Origin of the sequence: Streptomyces sp. (assembly GCF_019510245.1) — a bacterium.
In the GTDB taxonomy this organism is placed as follows: domain Bacteria; phylum Actinomycetota; class Actinomycetes; order Streptomycetales; family Streptomycetaceae; genus Streptomyces.
The window spans coordinates 1-20,788 of the sequence record NZ_JAEKKT010000050.1 but is presented as its reverse complement, the minus strand read 5'-3'; the positions used below and the strand labels follow the sequence as shown (position 1 = coordinate 20,788).

General features: G+C 68.2%; 23 protein-coding genes. 10 read left to right on the top strand and 13 right to left on the bottom strand.

Annotation, left to right across the window (positions count from 1 at the left end; all coding sequences use genetic code 11):
* Positions 1-359 precede the first annotated feature (359 nt).
* Entirely contained in the window at positions 360-770 is a 411-nt protein-coding gene (locus tag JF597_RS02020; RefSeq protein ID WP_293987748.1) for a carboxypeptidase-like regulatory domain-containing protein, read from the top strand.
* A 145-nt stretch (positions 771-915) separates the two neighbouring features.
* On the opposite strand, the gene JF597_RS02015 is transcribed toward JF597_RS02020, so the two are convergent.
* Positions 916-1,308: an SCO5389 family protein gene (locus JF597_RS02015; RefSeq protein WP_293987745.1), complete on the bottom strand. Its 393-nt coding sequence runs from the start codon at positions 1,306-1,308 to the stop codon at positions 916-918.
* A 50-nt stretch (positions 1,309-1,358) separates the two neighbouring features.
* Positions 1,359-2,327 (bottom strand): ATP-binding protein, encoded by a 969-nt coding sequence (locus JF597_RS02010; RefSeq protein WP_293987740.1) that lies wholly within the window; start codon positions 2,325-2,327, stop codon positions 1,359-1,361.
* Positions 2,328-2,558: 231 nt separating this feature from the next.
* On the opposite strand from JF597_RS02010, the gene JF597_RS02005 reads away from it, so the two are divergent.
* Genes JF597_RS02005 through JF597_RS01975 form a run of 7 tightly spaced genes read left to right on the top strand, consistent with a single transcriptional unit; the run spans position 2,559 to position 7,923 of the window.
* Positions 2,559-3,539, top strand: coding sequence for a zinc ABC transporter substrate-binding protein (locus JF597_RS02005; protein WP_293987737.1), 981 nt, complete (start codon positions 2,559-2,561; stop codon positions 3,537-3,539).
* Between the two features lie 28 nt (positions 3,540-3,567).
* Positions 3,568-4,539 carry an ATP-binding cassette domain-containing protein gene (locus tag JF597_RS02000; protein ID WP_293987734.1) on the top strand — a complete coding sequence of 324 codons (972 nt, stop codon included), beginning with the start codon at positions 3,568-3,570 and terminating at the stop codon, positions 4,537-4,539.
* The gene (locus tag JF597_RS01995) at positions 4,536-5,456 is read left to right on the top strand and encodes a metal ABC transporter permease (RefSeq protein WP_293987731.1); all 921 of its coding nucleotides are present in this window, start codon (positions 4,536-4,538) and stop codon (positions 5,454-5,456) included. The genes JF597_RS02000 and JF597_RS01995 overlap by 4 nt, the downstream gene beginning before the upstream one ends.
* Entirely contained in the window at positions 5,453-6,343 is an 891-nt protein-coding gene (locus tag JF597_RS01990) for a metal ABC transporter permease (RefSeq protein ID WP_293987728.1), read from the top strand. The genes JF597_RS01995 and JF597_RS01990 overlap by 4 nt, the downstream gene beginning before the upstream one ends.
* Positions 6,344-6,388: 45 nt before the next feature.
* Positions 6,389-6,847 (top strand): Fur family transcriptional regulator, encoded by a 459-nt coding sequence (locus tag JF597_RS01985; RefSeq protein WP_293987726.1) that lies wholly within the window; start codon positions 6,389-6,391, stop codon positions 6,845-6,847.
* Positions 6,848-6,895: 48 nt separating this feature from the next.
* The gene (locus JF597_RS01980) at positions 6,896-7,231 is read left to right on the top strand and encodes a metalloregulator ArsR/SmtB family transcription factor (protein WP_293987723.1); all 336 of its coding nucleotides are present in this window, start codon (positions 6,896-6,898) and stop codon (positions 7,229-7,231) included.
* On the top strand, positions 7,231-7,923 hold the full coding sequence (locus JF597_RS01975; RefSeq protein WP_293987720.1) for a cation transporter: 693 nt from the start codon (positions 7,231-7,233) through the stop codon (positions 7,921-7,923). Before JF597_RS01980 ends, JF597_RS01975 begins: the two co-directional genes overlap by 1 nt.
* Before the next feature lie 75 nt (positions 7,924-7,998).
* Here the strand turns inward: JF597_RS01975 and JF597_RS01970 are convergent, their stop codons facing one another.
* From JF597_RS01970 to lanKC, 9 genes are all read right to left on the bottom strand, one after another.
* The gene (locus tag JF597_RS01970; RefSeq protein ID WP_293987717.1) at positions 7,999-8,322 is read right to left on the bottom strand and encodes a metalloregulator ArsR/SmtB family transcription factor; all 324 of its coding nucleotides are present in this window, start codon (positions 8,320-8,322) and stop codon (positions 7,999-8,001) included.
* A gap of 54 nt (positions 8,323-8,376) precedes the next feature.
* On the bottom strand, positions 8,377-8,679 hold the full coding sequence (locus JF597_RS01965) for a hypothetical protein (protein ID WP_293987715.1): 303 nt from the start codon (positions 8,677-8,679) through the stop codon (positions 8,377-8,379).
* 183 nt (positions 8,680-8,862) lie between these two features.
* Positions 8,863-10,044, bottom strand: coding sequence for a chromate efflux transporter (gene chrA / locus JF597_RS01960; RefSeq protein WP_293987712.1), 1,182 nt, complete (start codon positions 10,042-10,044; stop codon positions 8,863-8,865).
* A gap of 148 nt (positions 10,045-10,192) precedes the next feature.
* Complete coding sequence (locus JF597_RS01955; RefSeq protein ID WP_293987709.1) at positions 10,193-10,591, bottom strand: hypothetical protein; 399 nt, start codon at positions 10,589-10,591, stop codon at positions 10,193-10,195.
* Positions 10,588-10,749: a hypothetical protein gene (locus JF597_RS01950; protein ID WP_293987706.1), complete on the bottom strand. Its 162-nt coding sequence runs from the start codon at positions 10,747-10,749 to the stop codon at positions 10,588-10,590. The genes JF597_RS01955 and JF597_RS01950 overlap by 4 nt, the downstream gene beginning before the upstream one ends.
* Before the next feature lie 227 nt (positions 10,750-10,976).
* Positions 10,977-11,474, bottom strand: coding sequence for an SMI1/KNR4 family protein (locus JF597_RS01945; RefSeq protein WP_293987703.1), 498 nt, complete (start codon positions 11,472-11,474; stop codon positions 10,977-10,979).
* Positions 11,475-11,530: 56 nt separating this feature from the next.
* Entirely contained in the window at positions 11,531-13,138 is a 1,608-nt protein-coding gene (locus tag JF597_RS01940; RefSeq protein ID WP_293987700.1) for an ISL3 family transposase, read from the bottom strand.
* A gap of 195 nt (positions 13,139-13,333) precedes the next feature.
* Positions 13,334-13,768, bottom strand: coding sequence for a hypothetical protein (locus tag JF597_RS01935; protein ID WP_293987697.1), 435 nt, complete (start codon positions 13,766-13,768; stop codon positions 13,334-13,336).
* Between the two features lie 543 nt (positions 13,769-14,311).
* Positions 14,312-16,942: a class III lanthionine synthetase LanKC gene (gene lanKC / locus JF597_RS01930; RefSeq protein ID WP_293987694.1), complete on the bottom strand. Its 2,631-nt coding sequence runs from the start codon at positions 16,940-16,942 to the stop codon at positions 14,312-14,314.
* Positions 16,943-17,747: 805 nt separating this feature from the next.
* Here lanKC and JF597_RS01925 point away from each other — a divergent pair.
* Positions 17,748-18,152, top strand: a complete 405-nt coding sequence (locus JF597_RS01925) for a hypothetical protein (protein ID WP_293987691.1) — start codon at positions 17,748-17,750, stop codon at positions 18,150-18,152.
* On the opposite strand, the gene JF597_RS01920 is transcribed toward JF597_RS01925, so the two are convergent.
* Both JF597_RS01920 and JF597_RS01915 read right to left on the bottom strand, forming a co-directional pair.
* A complete protein-coding gene (locus JF597_RS01920; protein WP_293987688.1) occupies positions 18,124-19,155 on the bottom strand; it encodes an NB-ARC domain-containing protein in 1,032 nt (343 codons plus the stop codon). The two genes, JF597_RS01925 and JF597_RS01920, sit on opposite strands and share 29 nt — an antisense overlap.
* Before the next feature lie 199 nt (positions 19,156-19,354).
* Complete coding sequence (locus JF597_RS01915; protein ID WP_293987685.1) at positions 19,355-19,522, bottom strand: hypothetical protein; 168 nt, start codon at positions 19,520-19,522, stop codon at positions 19,355-19,357.
* A gap of 544 nt (positions 19,523-20,066) precedes the next feature.
* Between JF597_RS01915 and JF597_RS01910 the strand changes: the two genes are divergently transcribed.
* Positions 20,067-20,477 (top strand): carboxymuconolactone decarboxylase family protein, encoded by a 411-nt coding sequence (locus JF597_RS01910; RefSeq protein ID WP_293987682.1) that lies wholly within the window; start codon positions 20,067-20,069, stop codon positions 20,475-20,477.
* Positions 20,478-20,788 lie beyond the last annotated feature (311 nt).

The window sequence follows — 20,788 nt, the reverse complement described above, 5'->3', positions numbered from 1 at the left end:
AGCAGGTCGTGCGTCCAGAACGTGAGGGAGAGCGTGTGTAGGTGGGGAACTGAGGTGAGCCCAAAAGAGGCCATGGGATGATCTTGAATCCGTGAGAGCCCGGCCCGTCACCCGTTCGGCTCAGTGTCGTCGGTGGTGATGTTGACTGTCGTCTGGGGCTTGGGGTGGGTCGTGGCCTCTCGATCGAGCGGACCGCGTCACCGGCAAGCGCAAGGGCCGGGCCCCCAGGGTCGCGAGCATCTACCGCGCGCTCGCCGAGCACGAGAAGACGGAGGCGTACCCCGAGGCCGTCGCCCAGGCACACGCCGACTTCGCCGACCTCCAGGACGTCGACCACATCCCTCGCCCCCGCCGGGTCCGTGTCCGACGCCCTGGTGACCCGCTCACAGCCGACGAAGCTGACCTCCGCCAGCGACTCCAGACCCAGCCTCACCCGAACTCAGAGCCCGCCACCCAGGAACCATGATCGTTCTCAGCGCCAACCGCTGTACCGATGTCGGCGACCCCAGTCACCGGGCATCATCAACGCCCCCGGCATCGGCCAGGGCGGCATCATCGTCAACGCCGGCGCCGCCAACGCCACCGTCACCTGGACCGGCCCGGTCAACCACTCCGAGACCGCCGACGTCTCGGGCCGCCTCGCCGTCGGGGGCCTGCCCGACGGCAACTACACCGTGATCTCCAGCTACAGCGGCTGCAACCCCGGCGTGGCCACCGCGACCGTCACCGCGGGCATCGCAACGTCCATCGACGCCCACGTCATCTGCTGACGCGCGGTCGACGGCAGGCAGGTCGCCATGGGCGAGGCCGGATCCGACCTCGCACTGGAGACCGCCGCTGCCGTCGTGGTCCGCGATGACCCGACCACCATCCCGGCTATGGTGTCGTTCAGGTGGTTCGGGTGATCCGATCGCCTCAGCAGTCGCGTAACAGAGGCGACTGGTTGAGGATCTGCGCGCGCTGTGAAGTGAAGCGGCGATAGGTGTCGCCGTCAGCGGCGCCGACGGGGAAGACCGCGACGCGGTGGCAGTTCTGGAAGGCCAGGCGTACGCCGAAGTGGTTCTCCAGCGCGCGGCGGATGGAGTCGCTGGCCAGGGCGCGCAGCAGCTGGCCGCGTTCGGCCTCGGTGGCCGGCGGCGTGAGGTTGTCGGCGAACTCTCGCGCTCCGGTGTTCAGCTCGGAGGTGAGGTTCTCGATCAGGTGGTAGGCGTAGGGCAGGGAGGTGCGGACGGTGTCCAGGAACGCGGCGGGGTCGACCTCGCCGGTCTCGGCCTGGGCGAGCAGCCGCGGGGAGACGTCCAGCGACATGGGAAGAGTCCTTTTCTGGTGAAGGGCCGGCGGGGTGAAGCGATAGCGGGTCAGGCCGGGATCAGGGCGAGGGCCTGGGGTCCGTGCCGGAAGTCGGGGTCGATCTGGGTCTTGAGATCGGTGCCGGTGGCGGTGTTCGCCCAGGCGCGGGCGTTGCGCAGGTGGAAGTCGACGGCCTGGGCCTGGAACGTGGCCCAGTCCTTGGAGCGGACGTCGACAGCGGCACGCAGTGTGTCGAGCACCTGGCGTCCGGCGGGTTCGAGATGTTCGATGCCTGCGATACGGCCCTGCTCGGCGGCCCGGACGTAACCAGACGTGCCGAAGCAGGCCAGCAGGTCCTCCCCCACGTGCTCCCGCAGGAACGCCTCGTCGGCGGCGCCGGTGACCTTGTTGCCGACAACCTTGACGGTGACGCCGTAGCCGTCGGCGTAGTCGCGGTACTGCCGGTACACCGACACCCCGCGCAGCGTGGGCTCGGCGACCAGGAACGTGACGTCGAAGCGGGTGAAAAGCCCGGAGGCGAAGCAGTCGGCACCGGCGGTCATATCGACGACCGTGTAGTCGTCGGCGGTGTCGACCAGGTGGTTCAGGTACAGCTCCACCGCGCCGGTCTTGGAGTGGTAGCAGGCCACGCCGAGGTCGTCCTCGGCGAACGGGCCGGTGGCCAGCAGCCGCACGCCACCGGCCATGGCACTCCAGTCCTGATGGAACGGATCGCCGCCGCCGGGGCGCAACAGCCGGGAGCCTGCTCCGGCCGGGGTGGTCTTCACCATCGTCGCGGCATCGGCGATCCGAGGGTTGTGGCCGCGCAAGTAGTCCTTGATCTCGCTCAGATGCGCGCCCAGCGGCGGGATCAGCGCGGCCGCATCCTCGTCCAGGCCGAGGGCGACGCCCAGGTGCTGGTTGATGTCGGCGTCGACGGCGACCACCGGTGCGCCGGATGCGGCCAGTTGCCGGGCGAACAGCGCGGACAGCGTGGTCTTGCCGCTGCCGCCCTTGCCCACGAACGCGACTTTCACTGCGTGAAGCCTCTCAGATGAAGATGAAAACTGTTTTCAACAGTGGGTAAAGCGTCCCCGCTCGCAAGGGACGTGTCAAGCGACTCGCCGAATTCACTTGTCGCCGTCGGCGCCACGCCGGGAAGGCGGCCGCGGTGCCGGAGGGGGCTTGCGGACTGGAAACGGTTTTCATTATGGTGGACCCGTCAGATGAACTTGAATTCCGTTTTCATTATCAAGGGGGGTTCGGCCATGCTGAACACCAGGTCGTCCAGCCTTTTCCGGGGCCGCACCCGGCTGATCGCCGCGACCACGGCCGGCGCGGCTCTGCTGACTGCTGCGGCAGGCTGCTCGACCGCGTCGGAGAAGTCCGCGACCAGCACGGCCGGCGCCACGGGCACGACGGGCTCCTCAACGAAGATCGCTGTCGTGGCGGCGGAGGACTTCTGGGGCTCGATCGCCAAGCAGCTCGGCGGTGACCACGTCACCGAGACCTCGGTCATCACCAACCCGGACACCGACCCGCACGCCTACGAGCCCACCGCCGCCGACGGCCGCGCGGTGGCCTCCGCGCAGTACGTCATCAACAACGGCGTCGGCTACGACGCCTGGACCGAGACGTTCATCGCCTCCAACCCGAGCCCCTCCCGCACCGTCCTGACCGTCGGGGACCTGCTGGGGCTGAAGGACGGCGACAACCCGCACCAGTGGTACTCGCACGACAGCGTCTACAAGGTCATCGACCAGATCACCGCCGACTACAAGAAGCTCGACCCGGCCGACGCGGCGTACTTCGACGCGCAGAAGCAGAACTTCGAGACCACCACGCTGGCCAAGTACAACCAGCTGGAGGCCGACATCAAGGCCAAGTACGCCGGCACGCCGATCGGGGCGTCGGAGTCGATCGTCTCCCCGCTGGCGGACTCCACCGGGCTGAAGATGCTCACGCCCTACTCGTTCCTGAAGGCGATCAGCGAGGGCACGGACGTCTCGGCGGCCGACAAGACCACGATCGACCAGCAGATCAGCGGCAAGCAGATCAAGGTCTACGTCTACAACTCGCAGAACTCCACCCCCGACATCGCCACGCAGGTGGAAGCGGCGAAGAAGGCCGGGATCCCGGTCGCCACGGTCACCGAGACCCTCACCCCGGCCGGCACCCCGTTCCAGGACTGGCAGAGCGCCCAGTTGCAGAGCCTGGAAAGTGCCCTGGCCCAGGCCACCGGCAAGTAGTCCGGCCACTTAACCGAAGAGGCGAAGCGTGAACGTGAAGACGACCGGTCGGCGCCGGGCCGCGAGGGGCACATCGCGGCACGACGTGCCCCAGGCGACAGCGACCACGGCCGGCGGCGCCGACGGGGACGCCTCCAGGGACGCGCCGGCCGCGGATGCAGCGGTGCTGGACCTGAGCGGTGCGGCGGTCAAGGTCGGCGGTCGCGTTCTGTGGCACGACGTGGATCTGCACGTCGGCGCGGGGACGTTCACGGCGGTGCTGGGGCCGAACGGGGTGGGCAAGTCCACGCTGGTCAAGGTGCTGCTCGGGCTGCTGCCGGCCGCGGCTGGACAGGTGCGTGTCCTGGGACGGGCTCCCGGCAAGGCCAGCGGGGAGATCGGCTACCTGCCCCAGCGCCGTTCCTTCGACCCTTCGCTGCGGATCCGAGGCATCGACGTGGTCCGGATGGGGCTCGACGGGGATCGCTGGGGTCTGCCGCTGCCGTCGCTGACGCGCGGCGGGTCCGGCCGGGCCGGCCGCCGCGCCGCGCGGGACCGGTTGCGGGAGGTGATCGAGCTGGTCGGCGCGAGCGGATACGCGCATCGGCCGATCGGCCGATGCTCCGGCGGCGAACAGCAGCGGCTGCTGATAGCCCAAGCCCTGATACGCCGCCCGAGACTGCTGTTGCTGGACGAGCCGCTGGACAGCCTGGACCTGCCGAACCAGGCGAGCGTGGCGGCGCTGATCGCCCGGATCTGCCATGCCGAGAACGTCAGTGTGCTGATGGTCGCGCACGACGTGAACCCGATCCTGCACCACCTGGACCAGGTCGTCTACATCGCCGAGGGCGGTGCGGCGTCCGGGACTCCGGAGCAGGTCATCACCTCCGAGACGCTCAGCCGGCTGTACGGGACGCCGATCGAGGTGCTGAAGACCTCCGACGGCCGCCTGGTGGTCGTCGGCGGACCCGAGGCCCCGGCGCTGCACACCGACAGGCACGCGATCGGCGGTGCGCTGTGATCGGCGACGGGCTGTTCCGTGCCGGCGCGGCGGGCGGCTCCGGGCTCTCGTGGAACCCGCTCACCGACCTGTGGCAGATCTGGCAGTACCCGTTCATGGTCAACGCCTTCCGCGCCGGCGCGATCGTCGCGGTGCTGGCCGGGGTGATCGGCTGGTTCATGGTGCTGCGCCGCCAGTCCTTCGCCGGCCACACCCTGGCCGTGGTCGGCTTCCCCGGCGCCGCCGCGGCGCTGCTGCTCGGCGTGAGCATCAGCTACGGCTACTTCGGGTTCTGCATCGCCGCCGCGCTCGTCCTGGCCGCCGCCACCGGAAGGCGTACTGTGGACTCGGGGCTGTCCGCCGAGTCGGCACTGACCGGAACGATCCAGGCGTTCCTGCTGGCCTGCGGGCTGCTGTTCGCCGCGCTGGCCAAGGGATTCCTGCAGGACACGGTCAACGGCCTGCTGTTCGGCAGCTTCCTGGGCATCACCGCCGGACAGGTGCTGCTCCTGGCCGCCGTCACCGCTGTGGTGCTGCTGATCCTCGCGGTGATCGGACGCCCGCTGCTGTTCGCCTCCATCGACCCGGACGTGGCCGCCGCCCGCGGTGTTCCGGTCCGGCTGCTGTCGGCGCTGTTCCTGGTGCTGCTGGGCACCGCGGCGGCCGAGGCCAGCCAGATCACCGGCGCGCTGCTGGTGTTCGCCCTGCTCGTCATGCCCGCCGCCACCGCGCAGGTCATCACAGCGAGTCCCGCTCTAAGTCTGGCGCTCACCGTGGTCATCGGTATCGCCGTGACGTGGGCGGCGCTGATCGTCGCCTACTACAGCCCCTATCCGATCGGGTTCTACGTCACCACCTTCGCCTTCGGCGCCTATGTCACGGCTCAGATGTCGACCAAGGCCGGGCCGCGCCGGCGCGCGATCAGGAGCCTGTCATGAGAGCGCGTGCCGTGGTCGGGACCGGGCTGTCCGAGATGTTCGACCACCCCTTCATGGCCAACGCCTTCCTGGCCGGCACCGCCATAGCGCTCGCATGTGGGCTGGTGGGCTACTTCCTGGTGCTGCGCGCGCAGGTGTTCACCGGCGATGCCCTGTCGCACGTCGCCTTCACCGGTGCCCTCGGTGCGCTGGCCTTGGGCGTGGACCTGCGGATCGGATTGTTCGCCACCACCATCGCCGTGGCACTGCTACTCGGCGCGCTGGGTCGGCGGGGACGTGCGGATGATGTCGTCATCGGCAACGTCTTCGCCTGGATCCTCGGCCTGGGCGTGTTCTTCCTGACCTTGTACACCACCTCCCGCAGCCACGCCAACGGCTCGGCCGGCGTCACCGTGCTGTTCGGCTCCGTCTTCGGCATCACCGCAGGACCTGCCCGCACCGCAGCGCTCATCGCGACACTGGTTGTCGTCGCGACTCTGTTCGTCGCCAGACCTTTGCTGTTCGCCAGTGTCGACGAGGCTGTCGCGGCCGCTCGCGGCGTGCCGGTGCGGCTGCTCGGCTTCGCGTTCCTGGCCGTCGTCGGTACCACCGCCGCCGAGGCGACGCAGGTGGTCGGCGCGTTGCTGCTGCTCGGCCTGATCGCCGCTCCAGCCGGGACCGCGATCCTGCTCACCGACCGGCCCTACCGGGCCCTGGGCCTGTCGGCGGCACTGGCCGTGGCGGCGGTGTGGATCGGATTGACCGCCTCCTACCTGCTCCCCCGCATCCCGCCCAGCTTCGCCATCATCACCACCGCGACCACGTTCTATCTGCTGGCCTTCGCGGCGACGCGGCTCCGGCGCATATGGCGAACCGTCGACCAGCGTGTCGTCCCGGTCGCGTCATAGCCGGCACGCTCACCACTCCGAACAGCGCGAACGGATGACCCGGCCATGAGCGGACACCTCCATGCCGACGACACCGAGCCGGCCTCGGCCGAATCCAAGGAGCAGACCAGATTCGCCAAACGGACCCGGCAGCGCCGCGCGGTGACCGGCGCGCTCGCCGAGCAGCCCGGATTCGTCTCGGCCCAGGCCCTGCACGCCCAGTTGCAGGCCGCCGGCCACCAGGTCGGGCTGTCCACCGTCTACCGCACCCTGCACGCGCTGGCCGAGGCCGGGAGCGTCGACACCGTCCGCGGCGAGGGCGGCGAGGAACTGTTCCGCCGCCGCAGGACCCCCGGCCACCACCACTATCTGGTGTGCCGGCGTTGCGGCTTCGACGTCCCGGTCAGCTCGCCGACGATCGAGGACTGGGCCGACCACGTGGCCGCCGGGCACGGGTTCAGCCAGGTCCAGCACACCATAGAGCTGGTCGGATTGTGCGCGGACTGCACGCGCGACACCACGTGATCTCAGTTCATGATTCCCTGAATTCAGGAAGTGCTGTATCTTCGGGTCATGCTGACGCTCGTCTCAGAGATCGAAGTCCTCGCCCGCTTCGGTCGGGCCCTGGCCGACCCGATCCGCTGCCGCCTGCTGCTGGCCCTGTGCGACGCCCCGGCACACCCCTCGGATCTGGCCGAGCGGCTCGGCGTCTCCCGGACCCGGCTGTCCAACCACCTGGCCTGCCTGCGCGACTGCGGCCTGGTCGTCGCCGTGCCGGTCGGCCGCATGACCCGCTACGAACTGGCCGACCCCCGCCTCGCCCACGCGTTGAGCGACCTGCGCCAGGCGGTGGTCGCCGTGGAGCACGACCGCCACTGCGCCGACGCCGACACCAAGGGCTGCTGCTGATGGCCGCAGGCCTCAGCCTCGGCCCGGCACCGGCCCGCCGCGACCTGCTGACGCGCCGGATACGCCTGCTGGTGGCCACCACCATCGCCTACAACCTCATCGAAGCGGCCGTCGCTCTAGCCGCTGGTGCCGCAGCGTCTTCCACCGCCCTGATCGGGTTCGGTTTGGACTCCGTCGTCGAGGTCTCCTCCGCCGCAGCCGTGGCCTGGCAGTTCTCCGCCGCCGATCGCGCCCGCCGGGAAGCGCGGGAGAAGACCGCGCTGCGCTTGATCGCCGTGTCCTTCTTCGCTCTCGCGATCTACGTCGCCATCGACGCGGTACGCGCGTTCACCGGCGCCGACTCCGCCGGAAACTCGGTTCCCGGGATCGCGCTCGCCTCCTTGTCGCTGGCTGTGATGCCGGTGCTGTCCGCCGCACAGCGCAAGGCAGGCCGCGAACTCGGCTCGGCCTCGGCCATCGCCGACTCCAAGCAGACCCTGCTGTGCACGTATCTGTCCGCCGTCGTACTGCTCGGGCTGCTGGCGAACCTGGTCTTGGGCTGGACGTTCGCCGACTCGATCGCCGCTTTGGCCATTTCGGCGGTCGCGATCGCAGAAGGCCGAAGCGCGTGGCGCCACGACAGCTGCTGCGCACCGGCGTTACCCTCGATGGCTCCCCCGGGCGACGCCTGCCGTCCGGGCTGTGGCTGCTGAACCGCCTACCGCGTAAACAGGCTTTTGCGGCCCTCTGTCGCGGCGGTCGTGGAGCGGCTGTGTGCGCGCTTCGGATCAGCGTTCTTGGGCGTGCCGGATAGCGTCCAGCACGATGTGCGCGAGGTGTTCGTCAGGCAGTGCGTACTCGACTTCGCGCGCTTGACGCTGCGCGGTGACGATCCGGTGCGCCCGCAGCACCCGTAGGTGCTGGGAGACGAGAGGCTGGCTCACGCCCAGGGCGCTGACCAGTTCATGGACTCGCTTGGCACCGTCGGCCAGCTCACGCACGATGCCGATCCGCACTGAGGAGGCCAGGGCTTTAAGTAGCTCGCTGGCCGCGTGCAGATCGTCAGTGCCCTTGCCGGTGCCCTCGCCCGCGATTTCGGGAACGGTTGTCACATGCACAAGTTAACATATGACAACCGTTCCCAGTATCGGGCACCGCCAAGTCACTCAGTGTTCATCCCAGTGGTCCTCATGGGCGGCGTGCCGGTGACCTTCGTGGACGTAGTCGGTGTGGCCCTCGTGCGGCACCGCGACGTGGCCGCAGTCCGCGCCATGCCGGTGGGTGTGCTCCTCATGCGCGGCGTGCTCGGCCGACGTGCACTCGTCGGCGTGGCCTTCGTGGACGCGGTGGATGTGTCCGTCGTGGACGTAGTCGGTGTGGTCGCCGTGCGGGAGCGCGACATGGCCGCAGCTCTCGCCGTGAACGTGCGGGTGTTCGGTGTGGGGCCGGTGCTCGGTCGCGGTGCTCATCTAGACGGTCTCCTCGTCGCCGGATGGCAGGTACGGGACATGGCGGCCGACCGGCCAGGCTCGCATACCACATCCGTAGCCGGCCGATCGCCGACTGAGACATTAACATATAGCAACTTCTGCATGTAATGCCGCGGCATCGACCACGGTGTGGCGGAAGCGGTCCTTTGCTTCCGCCAGTTCTCAGCCGCCGACCGGCGCCCCGGCCAAAGCGGCGATGACGCCGAGGGCGGCGGCCCCGAGCAGGGCGGTGACCACGCTGCGCCCGGCGGCCAGCAGCCACAGGGCCGCTGTGGCAAGGACCCCGACCTGCCACAAGTGGGTCAGGGCCAGTCCGAGGGGGATGGCGGCGCCGGCGATCGCGCCGATCGCGGCCGGTCCCGCGCCGGACAGGAACGCCTGGACGCGCTCGTCGTGGCGCAGCCGGTCGAAGTGGCGGCCTCCGAGCAGGATGAACGCGAAGGAGGGGGCGAACGCGACGGCGGCGGCCAGCAGAGCGCCCCAGATCCCGGCGGCGGCGTAGCCGACGACTGCGACGGTCTGCACCACCGGGCCCGGGGTGATCTGCCCGAGCGCGACCGCGTCCAGGAACTGCGGTGCGGTCATCCAGTGGTAGGTATGGACGGCGTCGTGCTGCATCAGCGGGATGATGACGAAGCCGCCGCCGTAGGACAGTGCACCGACTTTCAAGCCGACCCAGGCCACGGCGGCCAACGTGCCGAGCGTCAGTGCCGGGAAGGCGAGGATCGGCGCCCCGGCCGCGGACCCGGTGATGCGGGGCCGGGTTCTGATGACGGCTTCGGCCACGCCGCAGCCGATGAGGGCCAGGACCAGCCAGGGCCCGATCGTGGCCGCGCCGATCCCGCCGAGCAGCAGATACCCCGCCCAGCGCGCCCGGGCCCCGCGGCCTGTCCCGGCGCGTTCGCGGCTGGCCGGGACCAGGCTGAACGCGGCGTGCGCGGCCACCGCGGCGACCGCGGACCCTGCCCCGGCCGCCGCGCCTTTCACCCACAGCGGGGCGTCGGAGGCCAAGAACAGCGCCGACAACCCCAGGATCAGGACCAGCCCGGGAACGATGAAACACAGGCCGCCGACCAACGCCCCGGCCCGGCCGCGCAGCCGCCACGCGCAGAAGATCGCCAGCTGGGTAGAGGCCGGTCCCGGCAGCAGGTTGGTGGCGGCGATGCCGTCCTCGAACTCGGACTCGGTCAGCCACCGGTTGCGCTTCACGCACAGGGCGCGCAACAACACGATGTGCGCCGGCGGACCACCGAACCCGATACAGCCGATCCGGCCCCACTCGAAGGCGATGGTGCGCAGCGCAACGCGCGGGCCTGGAGTATCGGACTGGGCGAAGGTGTCCACGGGCCGACACGGTAGCCGACAGCCGTGAACGGCCGACCGCGGTGCCCGGCGGCTGCCAGGGCCTGGGATGCCGGGCTTCGCGGTGTGATCAGAACTGGTGCCGCGACTGCTCGTGTGTTCCCCGAACCGGAGACCTCTGCGGCCTTGGTCAGGCGGGCCGCTTGATCCATGGCGACAGCCACGTCTTCATCCACGCGGGCGCTCGCATGTGGTTATGGACGGCTTGCTCGGCCCAGGCGGCAGCGCGTTCCGGCTCCAGGGTGAGCACGATGCCGTCGGCGGCGAGAAGCACGTCGATGACGCGGATGGCTGTAGCGGTGTTCGAGACGACGAACGGCCGGTAGCGGATCAGGTCAACCAGAAGGTGCACGGCTCGGTCGACCGGATCCGGGTATTCCAGCTGCCACGCCTGGGCGCGCGGCGACCAGACAACGCCGTAAGCAGCGGCGGTGGCCACGGTCAGGATCGCCGGGTCGCGAGGCACGCCATCACCGCCGCAAGCCTGGTTGATCCGGCAGATCTGCTCGGCGGACAGCCGGAACGTCACGACCAGGTCGCCTCGGCATCGGCCATCGCGGTATACGCGGCGCCATTGCGCTCGCCGGACTCGTCGAGCAGCTGCTCGAACAGCTCCTCCGGCATGGCGTCGGCACCGAAGACCGGGTCCGGGTCGGGAAGTCGTTGCATCGCTGAAGCCTCGGCCATGCCGTCCACGGTAGCGGACAAGTCGGTGCGCGTCAGGAGACGCGAGACCGGTGATGTCCGTGCATGAACACGACAAGTACCGTCGTCAGGTCCGCGAGCTGGGCGTCCAGCGGCCGCGGCGCGGACATGGGTCATGGGATCAGCGTGCCCAGCGAATCAGATACTCAGCGGCTGAGTGTCGACGATCGCGTTATTCGGCTCTGGCGATGATCACGTGACGACACATGTCACGTAGGAAAGTGCTCCTCGGGTTGAAATGTAAGGCGGTGTTGCTGTCCCCAAAGGTCAGTGCCGCTGAACGGCTGATGAGGTAGATCTGCGTCGAATGTCCGAAGCAAGAACTCCACCAGTCCGCATGGATACTCCCGAGACGTCGGCTCGCGGAAGGCGTGGTGTCGACGCCAGATGACGACATGCCAGTCCTCGGGGTCCCCCGCGGTCTTGAAGAAGCACGCGTCACCGTCAGGATTGCCGCCCCAGGCCAGAAGGCCGTATGGCTCCGGAAACGGACGGTCACCGGCCTCGACGTCGACGCAGTCCTCGGAGCTAGGGGGACCGAAACAACGGCCGATGACCAGGTAGTCTCCAACGGAGCCGGGGCCATAGGTGTCAATAAACCACCTGAAGTCCGCAGGGAACCGCGTCCCCCAGGTGCGCTCCATTTCAGCCCAATCGGTGCGGGCAGCCTCCGTTGGCGGTGGCATGAGCGCGACGAGACGCGCCATGGACTCTAGCGTCGACATGCTGTGAGTCTTTCGTGTAGAGGATGCGCCTGGCGAGATCAGGGAGCCAAGAGTATGCGCAGTCTGAGGAGATCGAAATTCGCCCGGCCGTATCCGGCCCGCTTGAGGAACTTCGCGCGCGTAACGGCGCCCTCGACAGCACCGGATGAGTGTTCCAGGGTCAGGCCGTTGATGACAGCGGCCAGGTCGCGGCGTAGTCTGATGGCGAAGGAGTGCAGCGTGGGCAGGTCGTCAGCCTCGACGCGCTGGATCCACTCCTCGATCTCGGCGCCGCGTCTGCTGGTCATGATGGCGGCGAAGGAGCGCACGTGCCCGTCCAGACGGTGCAGATGCTCGCACCGGCTGAGCAGGTCTTTGATCGCCATGGTGTCGTCGGCGTCCAGGTGGTCGGGGTGGCTGAGTATCCATCGGCTGATCTTCCGGGGTTTGGGGACGACCGGTCCGGATGGTGCCGGCCGTCGGCGGAGCGGGTCGGGACGACTCGGGCTGGTCCCCGGGACGCGGAAGTCGCGCAGGTAGCGGCGGACGGTTTGCACGTTGCCGGTGAACCCCAGCGGCCTGATCCGTTCGGCGATCACGGTGGCGTTGGTTACGCCGGAGTTCCACAGCTCGTTGACCTGTTCGAAGTAGCCGTCGAGATTCGTCACCCGGTTCTCGCACTTGACCAGCAGTTCCTCAAGTGTGGTGGCGTCGGCGAACCGGCGGACGGTGTGCCGGTCCAGGTTCAGCTCGCGGCCGATCTCCGACCGCGACGCGCCGGCCTCCAGGCGGGCCTGCACCGCTTCGAACCGCTCGCGGGTTCGTATGACCAGCCGCCGTTCCGTCCGTGAGGCGGCCTTGGGCGCCGGCTCGACGGCGGCAGAAGCTGCGACCGGCGGTTCCGGGGCGACCGGCCCGGCCTGAACGCGCAGGCAGTGATAGTGGGAGTTGACCGCCTTGCCGACCGCCTCGCACAGGTTCTGCCACAGGTGAAAGCGATCAGCCACTTGAATCGCGTCGGGCGCTCCGGTGCGGGCGCCGTCCGCGTAGGACGACGCCCGGTCACGACACACGACTTCGACGCCTGGGTGGTCGGCCAGCCACGCGGCCAGCGTCGCGGCTTCCCGGTCCGGCAGGACGTCGACCGGCCGATGCGTGGACATGTCGATCAGGATCGTGTTGTAGGAATGGCCTCGCCTTATCGCAAAATCGTCGACACCAAGCACCGTCACCGCCGGGACCGCGGGCACGGGCTGCGTGCGGATCATCTTGATGAGCAGGTCACGGCTGCACGGCATCCCGATCCGGGAGGCCAGCCGGGCACCGGCCCGACCGGCCAACGCGAGCGCGATCGCCACCAGCGCGTCGGTCAGCACCGGCGTCCGCCTGGCGAACGGCGTCGTCAGGCCCGGGATCTGCTCGCTGAACGTCGACCGCGAGCACGCGTCGTTGACGCATTTGAAACGCCGTACTGCCAGCACGATCTTCGTCCTGCGGCCGGCTGACGGCGCGTCCGCCAGCGTCCGGCGGTAACGCCCGTGCACCCGGGACGACCGCCTCCCGCATTCCGAGCACGCCGCGGCAAGCACAGAAGCTCGCACCGACAACGTCACCGACGACGCATCGGATTCGACCCGATCAACGTCGACCGTCCGCAGATGCGGCATGATTGCATCAATACTCTGAGATAGGCACGCCGGTCATCTTCCCGGACCCCGTAGAGCGGACCGGACCACGGCACGCCGACCAGGGAATGTCACGTGATCATCGCCAGAGCCCGTTATTCCGTAGACCTGCGATCACGCAATTCCCTAGGTGCTGAGCGGCGCTCACGGTGACGGGAGCTGTCGGGCCGGATGCGATCAGCCGGTCTCGGGAGCACTGTTCTGGATGTCGAAGCCGGACATCTCGTCCCAAGCGACGGCCGACCAGTGGGAGGCCGCCGCTGACCAGATCCGGTTGACGAGTTCCCAGTCCGGGTTGTATCCGCTGATCGAGATCTCGGCGAGAAGGTCGCAGCCCCACACGCCTTTGTCGCAGTCAGGGTCTGCGTGGACCACCGAATCGGCGATCTGCTCCACTCCGACATGCAGTTCGATGGTGAGCCAGTCCGCCCGCGCCGTCCCGTCGGAGCCCCTTGTCGCCAGGGAGTAGGCTGCCACGCCGTCGCCGAACGGGCCCAACCACTCGCCCAGCAGTGGGTCGCCGGTGGCGAGTAGTTCGTCGAGCAGGCGTGCAACCGCTTCCTCGGCACCGATCTCGCCCGCTCGGCAGAAGAACTTCAACCGATAGACCACTCGAGCATCCGATCCTCGTCCCGTCTGGCACCGACCGCACGATCATCGCAGTCATGCATGACCGATTGCCTGGTTGGTCCGCGGTTCGCAGGCCCTAGGCGTGATCGTCGCTCCCAGGGCCTGCGAGGTGCTGGCGGCGCCGCCGCGTGCGCGCGGCTACTTGACCGCGCGCTTCTCGTCCTTGGCGGTCGGGTTCTTCGGGCGCTTGTTCGGCCGGTAGCTGGGGCCGTTCATGATGACCTGGTGACTGGTGTTGATCAGCCTGTCCAGGAGCGACTCGGCGACGACGGGATTCGGGGCTCGTGATGATCAGACTGCGGCCCTGTCGTTCGCTGACCAACTCGTAGAGATCGTCGGCCTGGGACGCGCTATCCTGCCGGGCACGGCGGCACCGTGCCCGGCAGGCGGGTTGAGCGGGCTCTTCGTCAGGCGGTTCCTACAGGCAGATGCTCCCCCTGCTGCTCATGGTGAGAACGTTGTTGCAGACCAGTTCCTCGGTGATGGCCACCTCGGCCTGCAGACGCAGGATCTCCTCCATGGTGTTCACTCCTTTCCATTCTTTGTGGGCGTTCCATCCGAACATTCATCAATAGTCTTGGATATGGTGTTCGCCAGCCGTGTCAGGGCGAGCAGGATTCCCGCCGACCCCGACCAGAGCTCCGCGGAGATGCGCTGTCCGGGCTCGCCGAGCCAGACCACCCCGTCCTTGCCCGGGATCGCGTAACGGAACAGGCTCCGCGCACTGGCCAGTGCGGCTTCGACGAGTTCGGGCCGCCCCAGCCGCCTTCCGGCGTCGGCAAGGGTCACCGCGAGCCCGGCCAGGCCCGGGAACAGTCCGGGGAACACGGCGAAGCGGCCCGCGCAGGCACTCAGGCAGCGCTCTAGCGCTTCAGCCGCGGTGAGACCGGTCATGGCGTCATCCGCACCGAACGCACCGAACGCTGCGTCGAATTGCGCGTCGGGGCGGCGCGCGAGGTAGCGGCAGAGCACTGCTGCATATCCTGCGCTTCCGGCGAAGAGATACGGATAGACGCGGCTGTCAGCAAGCATCGTCTTGAATCCGAGGCCGCCCTCCGGCAGCGGCTGTGCGTACACCAGTTCTTCTTGCAGCAATCGCATGCCGCGGTCGAACAGGCCGGATTCACCGGTATTGCGATGCAGGTAATACAGGGCGAGTGCGACACCGGTTCGCCCACCGATCAGCCCGGACCTGTTCGACGCACTGAGTTGCGCCGTGAGCTCATCGCCGTCCGGAATGCGCTCGAGCAGCTGCTGCGCCGAGTCCAGCCACCGCTGTTCGCCGGTGCGGCGGTGGTGGATGAGCAGGCTGAGCGCGGTGCCCGCCGCGCCGCCTGCGAGCGTGGCGGACGTGTCGTTCAGCGGATGCTTCGCCGCCACGGTGAGCAGGGTCTCGGCGGCGTCGGACTCCCCTAGTTCCGCCAGGACGTTCGCTATTCCCGCGCTCCCGAACAGGAGGCCGGGAGCACTGGTCTCGGCCGCGGCCAAAGCCTCATCACGCAGCCGCCGGACAATCGCCGGATCGCAGACGCGGCCGGCTCGGTGCAGCGCGTACAGCACGCCGGCGGTCCCGGCCGCGACGGCACGGGTGTCCGTCTGGTAGCCCAGCGTGTTGGTCGGGAACACCCGCGCCGGATGGTCGGGCTGCGCCATCGCCTCCAAGGCATCCGCGGTCTTCTCGCTCAGCCAGCGCAGCGCGGTGATCGGGTCTTCACGCACGGCCTGCGGCGTGGGCAGCACATGCTCTTGGCTCTGCGCGGCAATGCGCGTGGCGCGCTTCCACAGCTGCGGCTCGACCGGGGCGAACTCGGCCAGGTCGGCGTGCAGATGGTCGAGCGCCGCTGGATGGCGCTCGACCACGTCGTGCAGGGGGAAAACCAGCATCAGCGCCAGCGCGGCCAGCCCGAAGCGGTCGAGTTCCAGGGCATCGCGCTCGGCGGCCGACCGCGGGTCCGGGTGCTGGTAACCCGGCGTCCCCATGAACTTGCGAACGTCCTCGACCGGCTGCATGGCCTCGAAGTCGACGAGCCGCACCCGGTCGTCCTCGTCGACCAGCACATTGGTCGGACTGAGATCGATGAAGACATAGCCCAGCGCATGCAGCCGGTCCAACTGCTCCTCAAGCTGGTCGAGCAGACCCATGCAGCGGCGGTAGTAGTCGGCGAACTCGGCGCGGGCCGCTCCCGACCGTATCGCGGGATGCTGCGTCACCATCCATCGGTAGAGCGACATGCCGGGTATCAGCTCCATGACGAGGAAGCTGTGCTCCCAGTGGTGGAACAGCTCCACCGGCCGCGGACACAGGCCGGGCGCGCCGCTGTGGACCGCCCGCAGGGCCAGGTACTCAGCCTCCAGCCGGGTCCGCGCGTCCTCGCCGTCGGCGGTGTAGCCGTTATTCATCTTCGCCTCTTTGACGAAGAGCGACTCGCCGTCGGCCGAGCGGAACCGGTACGCGCCGCCCGCGTTGCTGTGCCGCAGCACCGACTCGAAGGTGTAGCCGTGCATGGTGATCGGGCCCGGCGAGGGCTCGGCGGCCGCCGCTGCGAAGGGGTCTGATATTCCTTCGGGCAGCTGGAACTGCGGGCGGCGCTCATCATCGATCACCCGGCCGTCGACCCCGACGATCGTGTCCACCCGGGTACCGTCCGCATCGACCCGCATTCGGCCGCGGAACGCGCCGTAACGGTAGGAGACGCACTCGCTCGCGCCGAAACGGCGGTCGGTGAGCACGAACGGGCCCCTGATCCCCGCCAGATCCTTCTCCAGGCGGCGCAGCACCAGCCACGCGCACTCCTGCGTCGGCGGATACAGCGTGCAGAACTTGCCGCTCTGCACGCGCGCCGCGTGCTTGTCATGCGCCAGCAGGAACATGCGGCGACCGGCCAGATGTTTGAACGCGACGCCCAGATCGGCACCCGTCGCCGCCACCACCGCCAGCACGGACTGCGCGTTGGCCAGCGAGCTGGACACATGCACCTTCCAGCCCTGATCGGGTAGCACGCCGTCGGCCGGACTCCAGTGCGTCCACGCCCCCTGATCGCGCCGGATCCAGCCGTCCGGCATCCGGCCGGCCCGGTAGCGCGGGCCGGGGTCGGCGGTGTCCCAGGGTTCGTAGTAGTCCCGGTCGGCAACCAGGAACGACATGTCGACGACCACGTGCCCACCCTTCCACCAGCCGCACAAGCCACCGCCGACGCAACGTGCGCCGCAACGCGCCCCTCCCGGCACATCCGCCGCACCTTTCCATGTAAGTGTAAGGATTCTGCGGTACTTCGGCTATATCCGACCACGATGTTACTTGGGCGCTTGGATAGCATTCGTGTGCACAGTGGTGCGTCTGTTGCGAGCCAGGAGGAGCGCTGCGACCATTCGCCCAGGCCGGGTGGCGCGGCGAGGAAGCCCCACATCTCGGAGACGACCGACGGTGCGCGAGACCGCGCGCAGCCGCCGAACCGGCCGCGGTCATCACCGGCGCACCTGCCAGCGCCGCCCTTCCCATACCACCCAGTCCCGAGGAGGTGATCGACCACCTGCGCGTACAGGCGCTCGTACTTCGCTACGACCCCAGAACGCCGACGCTGGAGGCCGGCAGCAAGCACCCGGTGCACATCACCCTCTGAACAGAACGCACCCTTCGGACAGCCAAGCGACACGGCACGACAGAAAGCGTCAGCCACCACGGCCAACCGACTCAACCTGCTGAGTCATCGAGGTCAGGGTTCAACCATACTTCCGACGCTCTGGGCCGGACCGCCTCTCAATCCCTGGCCGCGTTCCCAGCCAGCCGCTGCGTGGCAGGATGGGCCCCACATCGCGTCTTCGCCGCGAAACGTTCGGGGGATCAACGTCCAGACCCGGGAGCTGTCCCTGGATGAAGTCAAGGCGTACGGCTATTCCGGGACGAGGAAGTGGCGATGACAAGCGCGGGCGTTCCGCCGGACAAGGTGAGGTACAGGTAAGCATGTCCGTGGCTCAGGACCGTGACGCCATCCTGGCGTTCCTGGGCGCGCTCCACAGGGTCGACGCGTATGCACGAGACCATCTCAAGGGTATGGATCGCCCCAGCGATATCCTTCGATTGGCACGTTCACAGCGATCCATTGCCCCCAAAGGCGTCATCGGCGAGGCTCTGGAATACAACGTACACGGCGCGGGATGCCGATTTGTTCTTGACGGCGCGGAAGTCGATATCGACTTCACATCGGACGGCGCATGCACATTCGATTCATGGCGCCTTGACGCCTTCGTCGAAACGCAGTCGGCTCCTGAGTCTGAGGAACCACGCGATTGGGAAACGGCCTGCCGCATCCTCGTTGCCGAAGGCGTTCTCCAGCAGATCAGACCAGGATGGTTCGCATCTGTTTAGGTTCTTTCCCGGCGCTTAGTGTGCGATCTTTTTGGAAGAACCCTTCGACAGCGACGAACGCTCGCGCCCACTCCCCCGGCAACCCCCGATACGACCAGGAGAACACCGCGCGCACTGACTCCGCCTGCTCGGCGTCCCCGAGGCTCTCCAACCGCTGGCCCTCCACAGCCAGAGCCTCGACCAAGTCGATGACGGCCTCGAACGGATGCGAAGCCAGGTAGTCTCCAGCGATCCGCAGCGCCAGCGGCAGGTAACCGCAAAGGGAAGCGAGCTCAGCGGCGGCAGACGGCGCCTCATCGATCCGGTCGGAGCCGGCCACCATCCGGAGCAGTTCCGTTGCCTCTGCTTCGGGCAGCACCGCCAGGTCCATCCGGGCGGCGCCTTCGCGGGCGGTGAGCCCCGCCAGCCGGCTGCGGCTGGTGATCACGGTGGCGCAGCCGTCCGATCCAGGCAGAAGCGCACGGACCTGCTCGGCGTCGGCGGCGTTGTCCAACACGATCAGAACCCTGCGCTCGGCCAAAAGCGACCGATACAGCGCGGCCTTCGCGTCGGTGTCCGCGGGAATGTGCCCGGGCGGGACGTTCAAGGCCCGCAGGAAACCGTCCAGCACGGCGTCGGTCGACGGCGGTGAACCGGCGTCGTAGCCACGGAGGTTCACGAACAAGTCGCCATCGCGGAACTGGGTACGAATTCGATGCGCCCAGTGCAGTGCCAGGGCGGTCTTACCCGAGCCTGGGCCACCGACGACCACAGCGATTCCCGGCCCGGCTTCTGCGGCGTGCCGATCCAACGCGGCCAACTCGGCCGACCGGTTCACGAACGACGGCACGCGTGCCGGCAACTGCCGCGGGACCGGCGCCCATGCCGCGGGCGCGTGGAAATGAACGTCACCACCGATGGACCGTGCCTGAACCACATGTCCTGACGCGGTCCCCGACACCTCATTCGCGGTGGAGCCGGCAACCGGACCAGTAGGCTGGCCATCAGGCTCGGTGCCAGACACGAGTCCCCCTCTTCGTGCTCGGATGCTGCGAAGCCGGTCAGAGCTTTCCCAGGCTGTGGTTATCAAAACCCTCATAGTATGTGGGTGCGCAACGATCGTGTCACCTGACCCAACCGACGGCGCTACAGATCCTGACCTGCCCAAAGGGGGTGAGACCGGGGTACGAGCGGAACGTGCCACGTGCGGTGGCCTTGGGAGGTCACGGCGCGGTCCGGATGGGACCTCCGTAGTCGGCTCCTGCTATGCAGATGGTGGGGTGCGGTCCGGTGAACAGGTGCTCGGCCAGGAAAGCCACAGTCACACCCTGGATGATGCTGATCAAGGTGAGGTAGAGGTCCCGGAAGGACTCTTCGAGCTGCTTGATCACCTCTGCCTTTCCCTCGCTCAAGCTGTTTTCGCCCTCTGGTCCAGTGCCCGAGCCCGGCACGGGATCCGTCGGCGGCTTGGGCGGGCGCGATTTGGCGTGATGGGTTGCCGGCCCCGATCGCCATCCCCGTCAGCAGCAGGATGCCGCCAAGGATGGCAGCGCCCTTCTTGTCCATCTGGCCTACTCCCCATTGAGTAACGGTGAACAGGCGGTCCACTGTGCTCCACGCCGCATCCCTTACGCAAGGATTTGACAGGTAGTAGGCGGTCCGACCACTTTTCTTGATCTTTGGTGGGGATCGGCAAGTCCGAGGTGCCGTGAGAGGGCATGCTGGGAGTGTGAGCATGGTTCGGACTGGCGATCGGCCCGGACCCCCGTCATGTCCGGCCTGCCGCGATGTGGGGAAATCGTCGCGGCGCGCGGCCGGGTCAGCGACATCCAGCTCGTCGACCTGTAGGTCACCCGCCGCGAGTCGGCGCGCCGAAATCCGCCGCTTCCCGTGGCCCGGCCACGTGGGTGGCGGCCCAGTCATAGGGTGGGTTACATGACCGAGCACGAAGACCGGCAGGCCCGCTTCGACCGGGGCATGGCACTGCTCGATGAAGTCAGTGGCGGCAGCGGCCCGGCGGTCGTGGAGTCGCTGCAGGACGTCTCGCCCGAGTTGGCGTACCAGGTGGTGGCGTGGGGTTACGGCGAGATCTACTCCCGGCCGCAGCTGGTGCCGCGCGACCGACAGCTGGTGACCATCGGCATCCTGACCGCGCTCGGCGGCTGCGAGCCGCAGCTGCGGGTGCATATAGAGACCGCGCTCAACGTCGGCGTCACGCCGGCGGAGATCGTCGAGGCGCTGTTGCAGTCCGCCGGCTACTGCGGGTTCCCGCGGGCCCTCAACGCCACGAACGTCGCGAAGGAGGTCTTCGCCGAGCGCGGCCTGCTGCCCGTGACCGACATGTAGCCATCCTTCCGCTCAGCAGGTATCAGCTGACGTTGATCGACCCTGACACATAGCGCGCTTGGGCGGCGTTGTCGTGGACAGTGGTGGGATGGAGCCCACATGAAGACCGGTGACTACCGAGCATGCGGCCACTCGCTGCGCCCACGTGAAGTCAACGACGCTTTCCCAGACCCGGCAATCCGATCGGGATGGCGTTGTCGCTGTTGGTGGGCTCACCCATCCACGTTCGTCCGGTCGCCTTCGAGGGCTTGGATGCGATTGGTTCCGCCTTCTTAGGCGGCTTCTTCTTGGATCCAGTCTTCTTGGCTGCT

What these genes read in the sequence shown, in the direction of transcription:
- JF597_RS01965 (WP_293987715.1), bottom strand. Translation starts at nt 8,679, where the DNA reads ATGAGCACCGCGACCGAGCACCGGCCCCACACCGAACACCCGCACGTT.
- JF597_RS01910 (WP_293987682.1), top strand. Translation starts at nt 20,067, where the DNA reads ATGACCGAGCACGAAGACCGGCAGGCCCGCTTCGACCGGGGCATGGCA.
- JF597_RS02005 (WP_293987737.1), top strand. Translation starts at nt 2,559, where the DNA reads ATGCTGAACACCAGGTCGTCCAGCCTTTTCCGGGGCCGCACCCGGCTG.
- JF597_RS01980 (WP_293987723.1), top strand. Translation starts at nt 6,896, where the DNA reads ATGCTGACGCTCGTCTCAGAGATCGAAGTCCTCGCCCGCTTCGGTCGG.
- JF597_RS02015 (WP_293987745.1), bottom strand. Translation starts at nt 1,308, where the DNA reads ATGTCGCTGGACGTCTCCCCGCGGCTGCTCGCCCAGGCCGAGACCGGC.
- JF597_RS01925 (WP_293987691.1), top strand. Translation starts at nt 17,748, where the DNA reads ATGTCCGTGGCTCAGGACCGTGACGCCATCCTGGCGTTCCTGGGCGCG.
- JF597_RS01950 (WP_293987706.1), bottom strand. Translation starts at nt 10,749, where the DNA reads ATGGCCGAGGCTTCAGCGATGCAACGACTTCCCGACCCGGACCCGGTC.
- JF597_RS01940 (WP_293987700.1), bottom strand. Translation starts at nt 13,138, where the DNA reads ATGCCGCATCTGCGGACGGTCGACGTTGATCGGGTCGAATCCGATGCG.
- JF597_RS01990 (WP_293987728.1), top strand. Translation starts at nt 5,453, where the DNA reads ATGAGAGCGCGTGCCGTGGTCGGGACCGGGCTGTCCGAGATGTTCGAC.
- JF597_RS01975 (WP_293987720.1), top strand. Translation starts at nt 7,231, where the DNA reads ATGGCCGCAGGCCTCAGCCTCGGCCCGGCACCGGCCCGCCGCGACCTG.
- JF597_RS01945 (WP_293987703.1), bottom strand. Translation starts at nt 11,474, where the DNA reads ATGGCGCGTCTCGTCGCGCTCATGCCACCGCCAACGGAGGCTGCCCGC.
- JF597_RS01985 (WP_293987726.1), top strand. Translation starts at nt 6,389, where the DNA reads ATGAGCGGACACCTCCATGCCGACGACACCGAGCCGGCCTCGGCCGAA.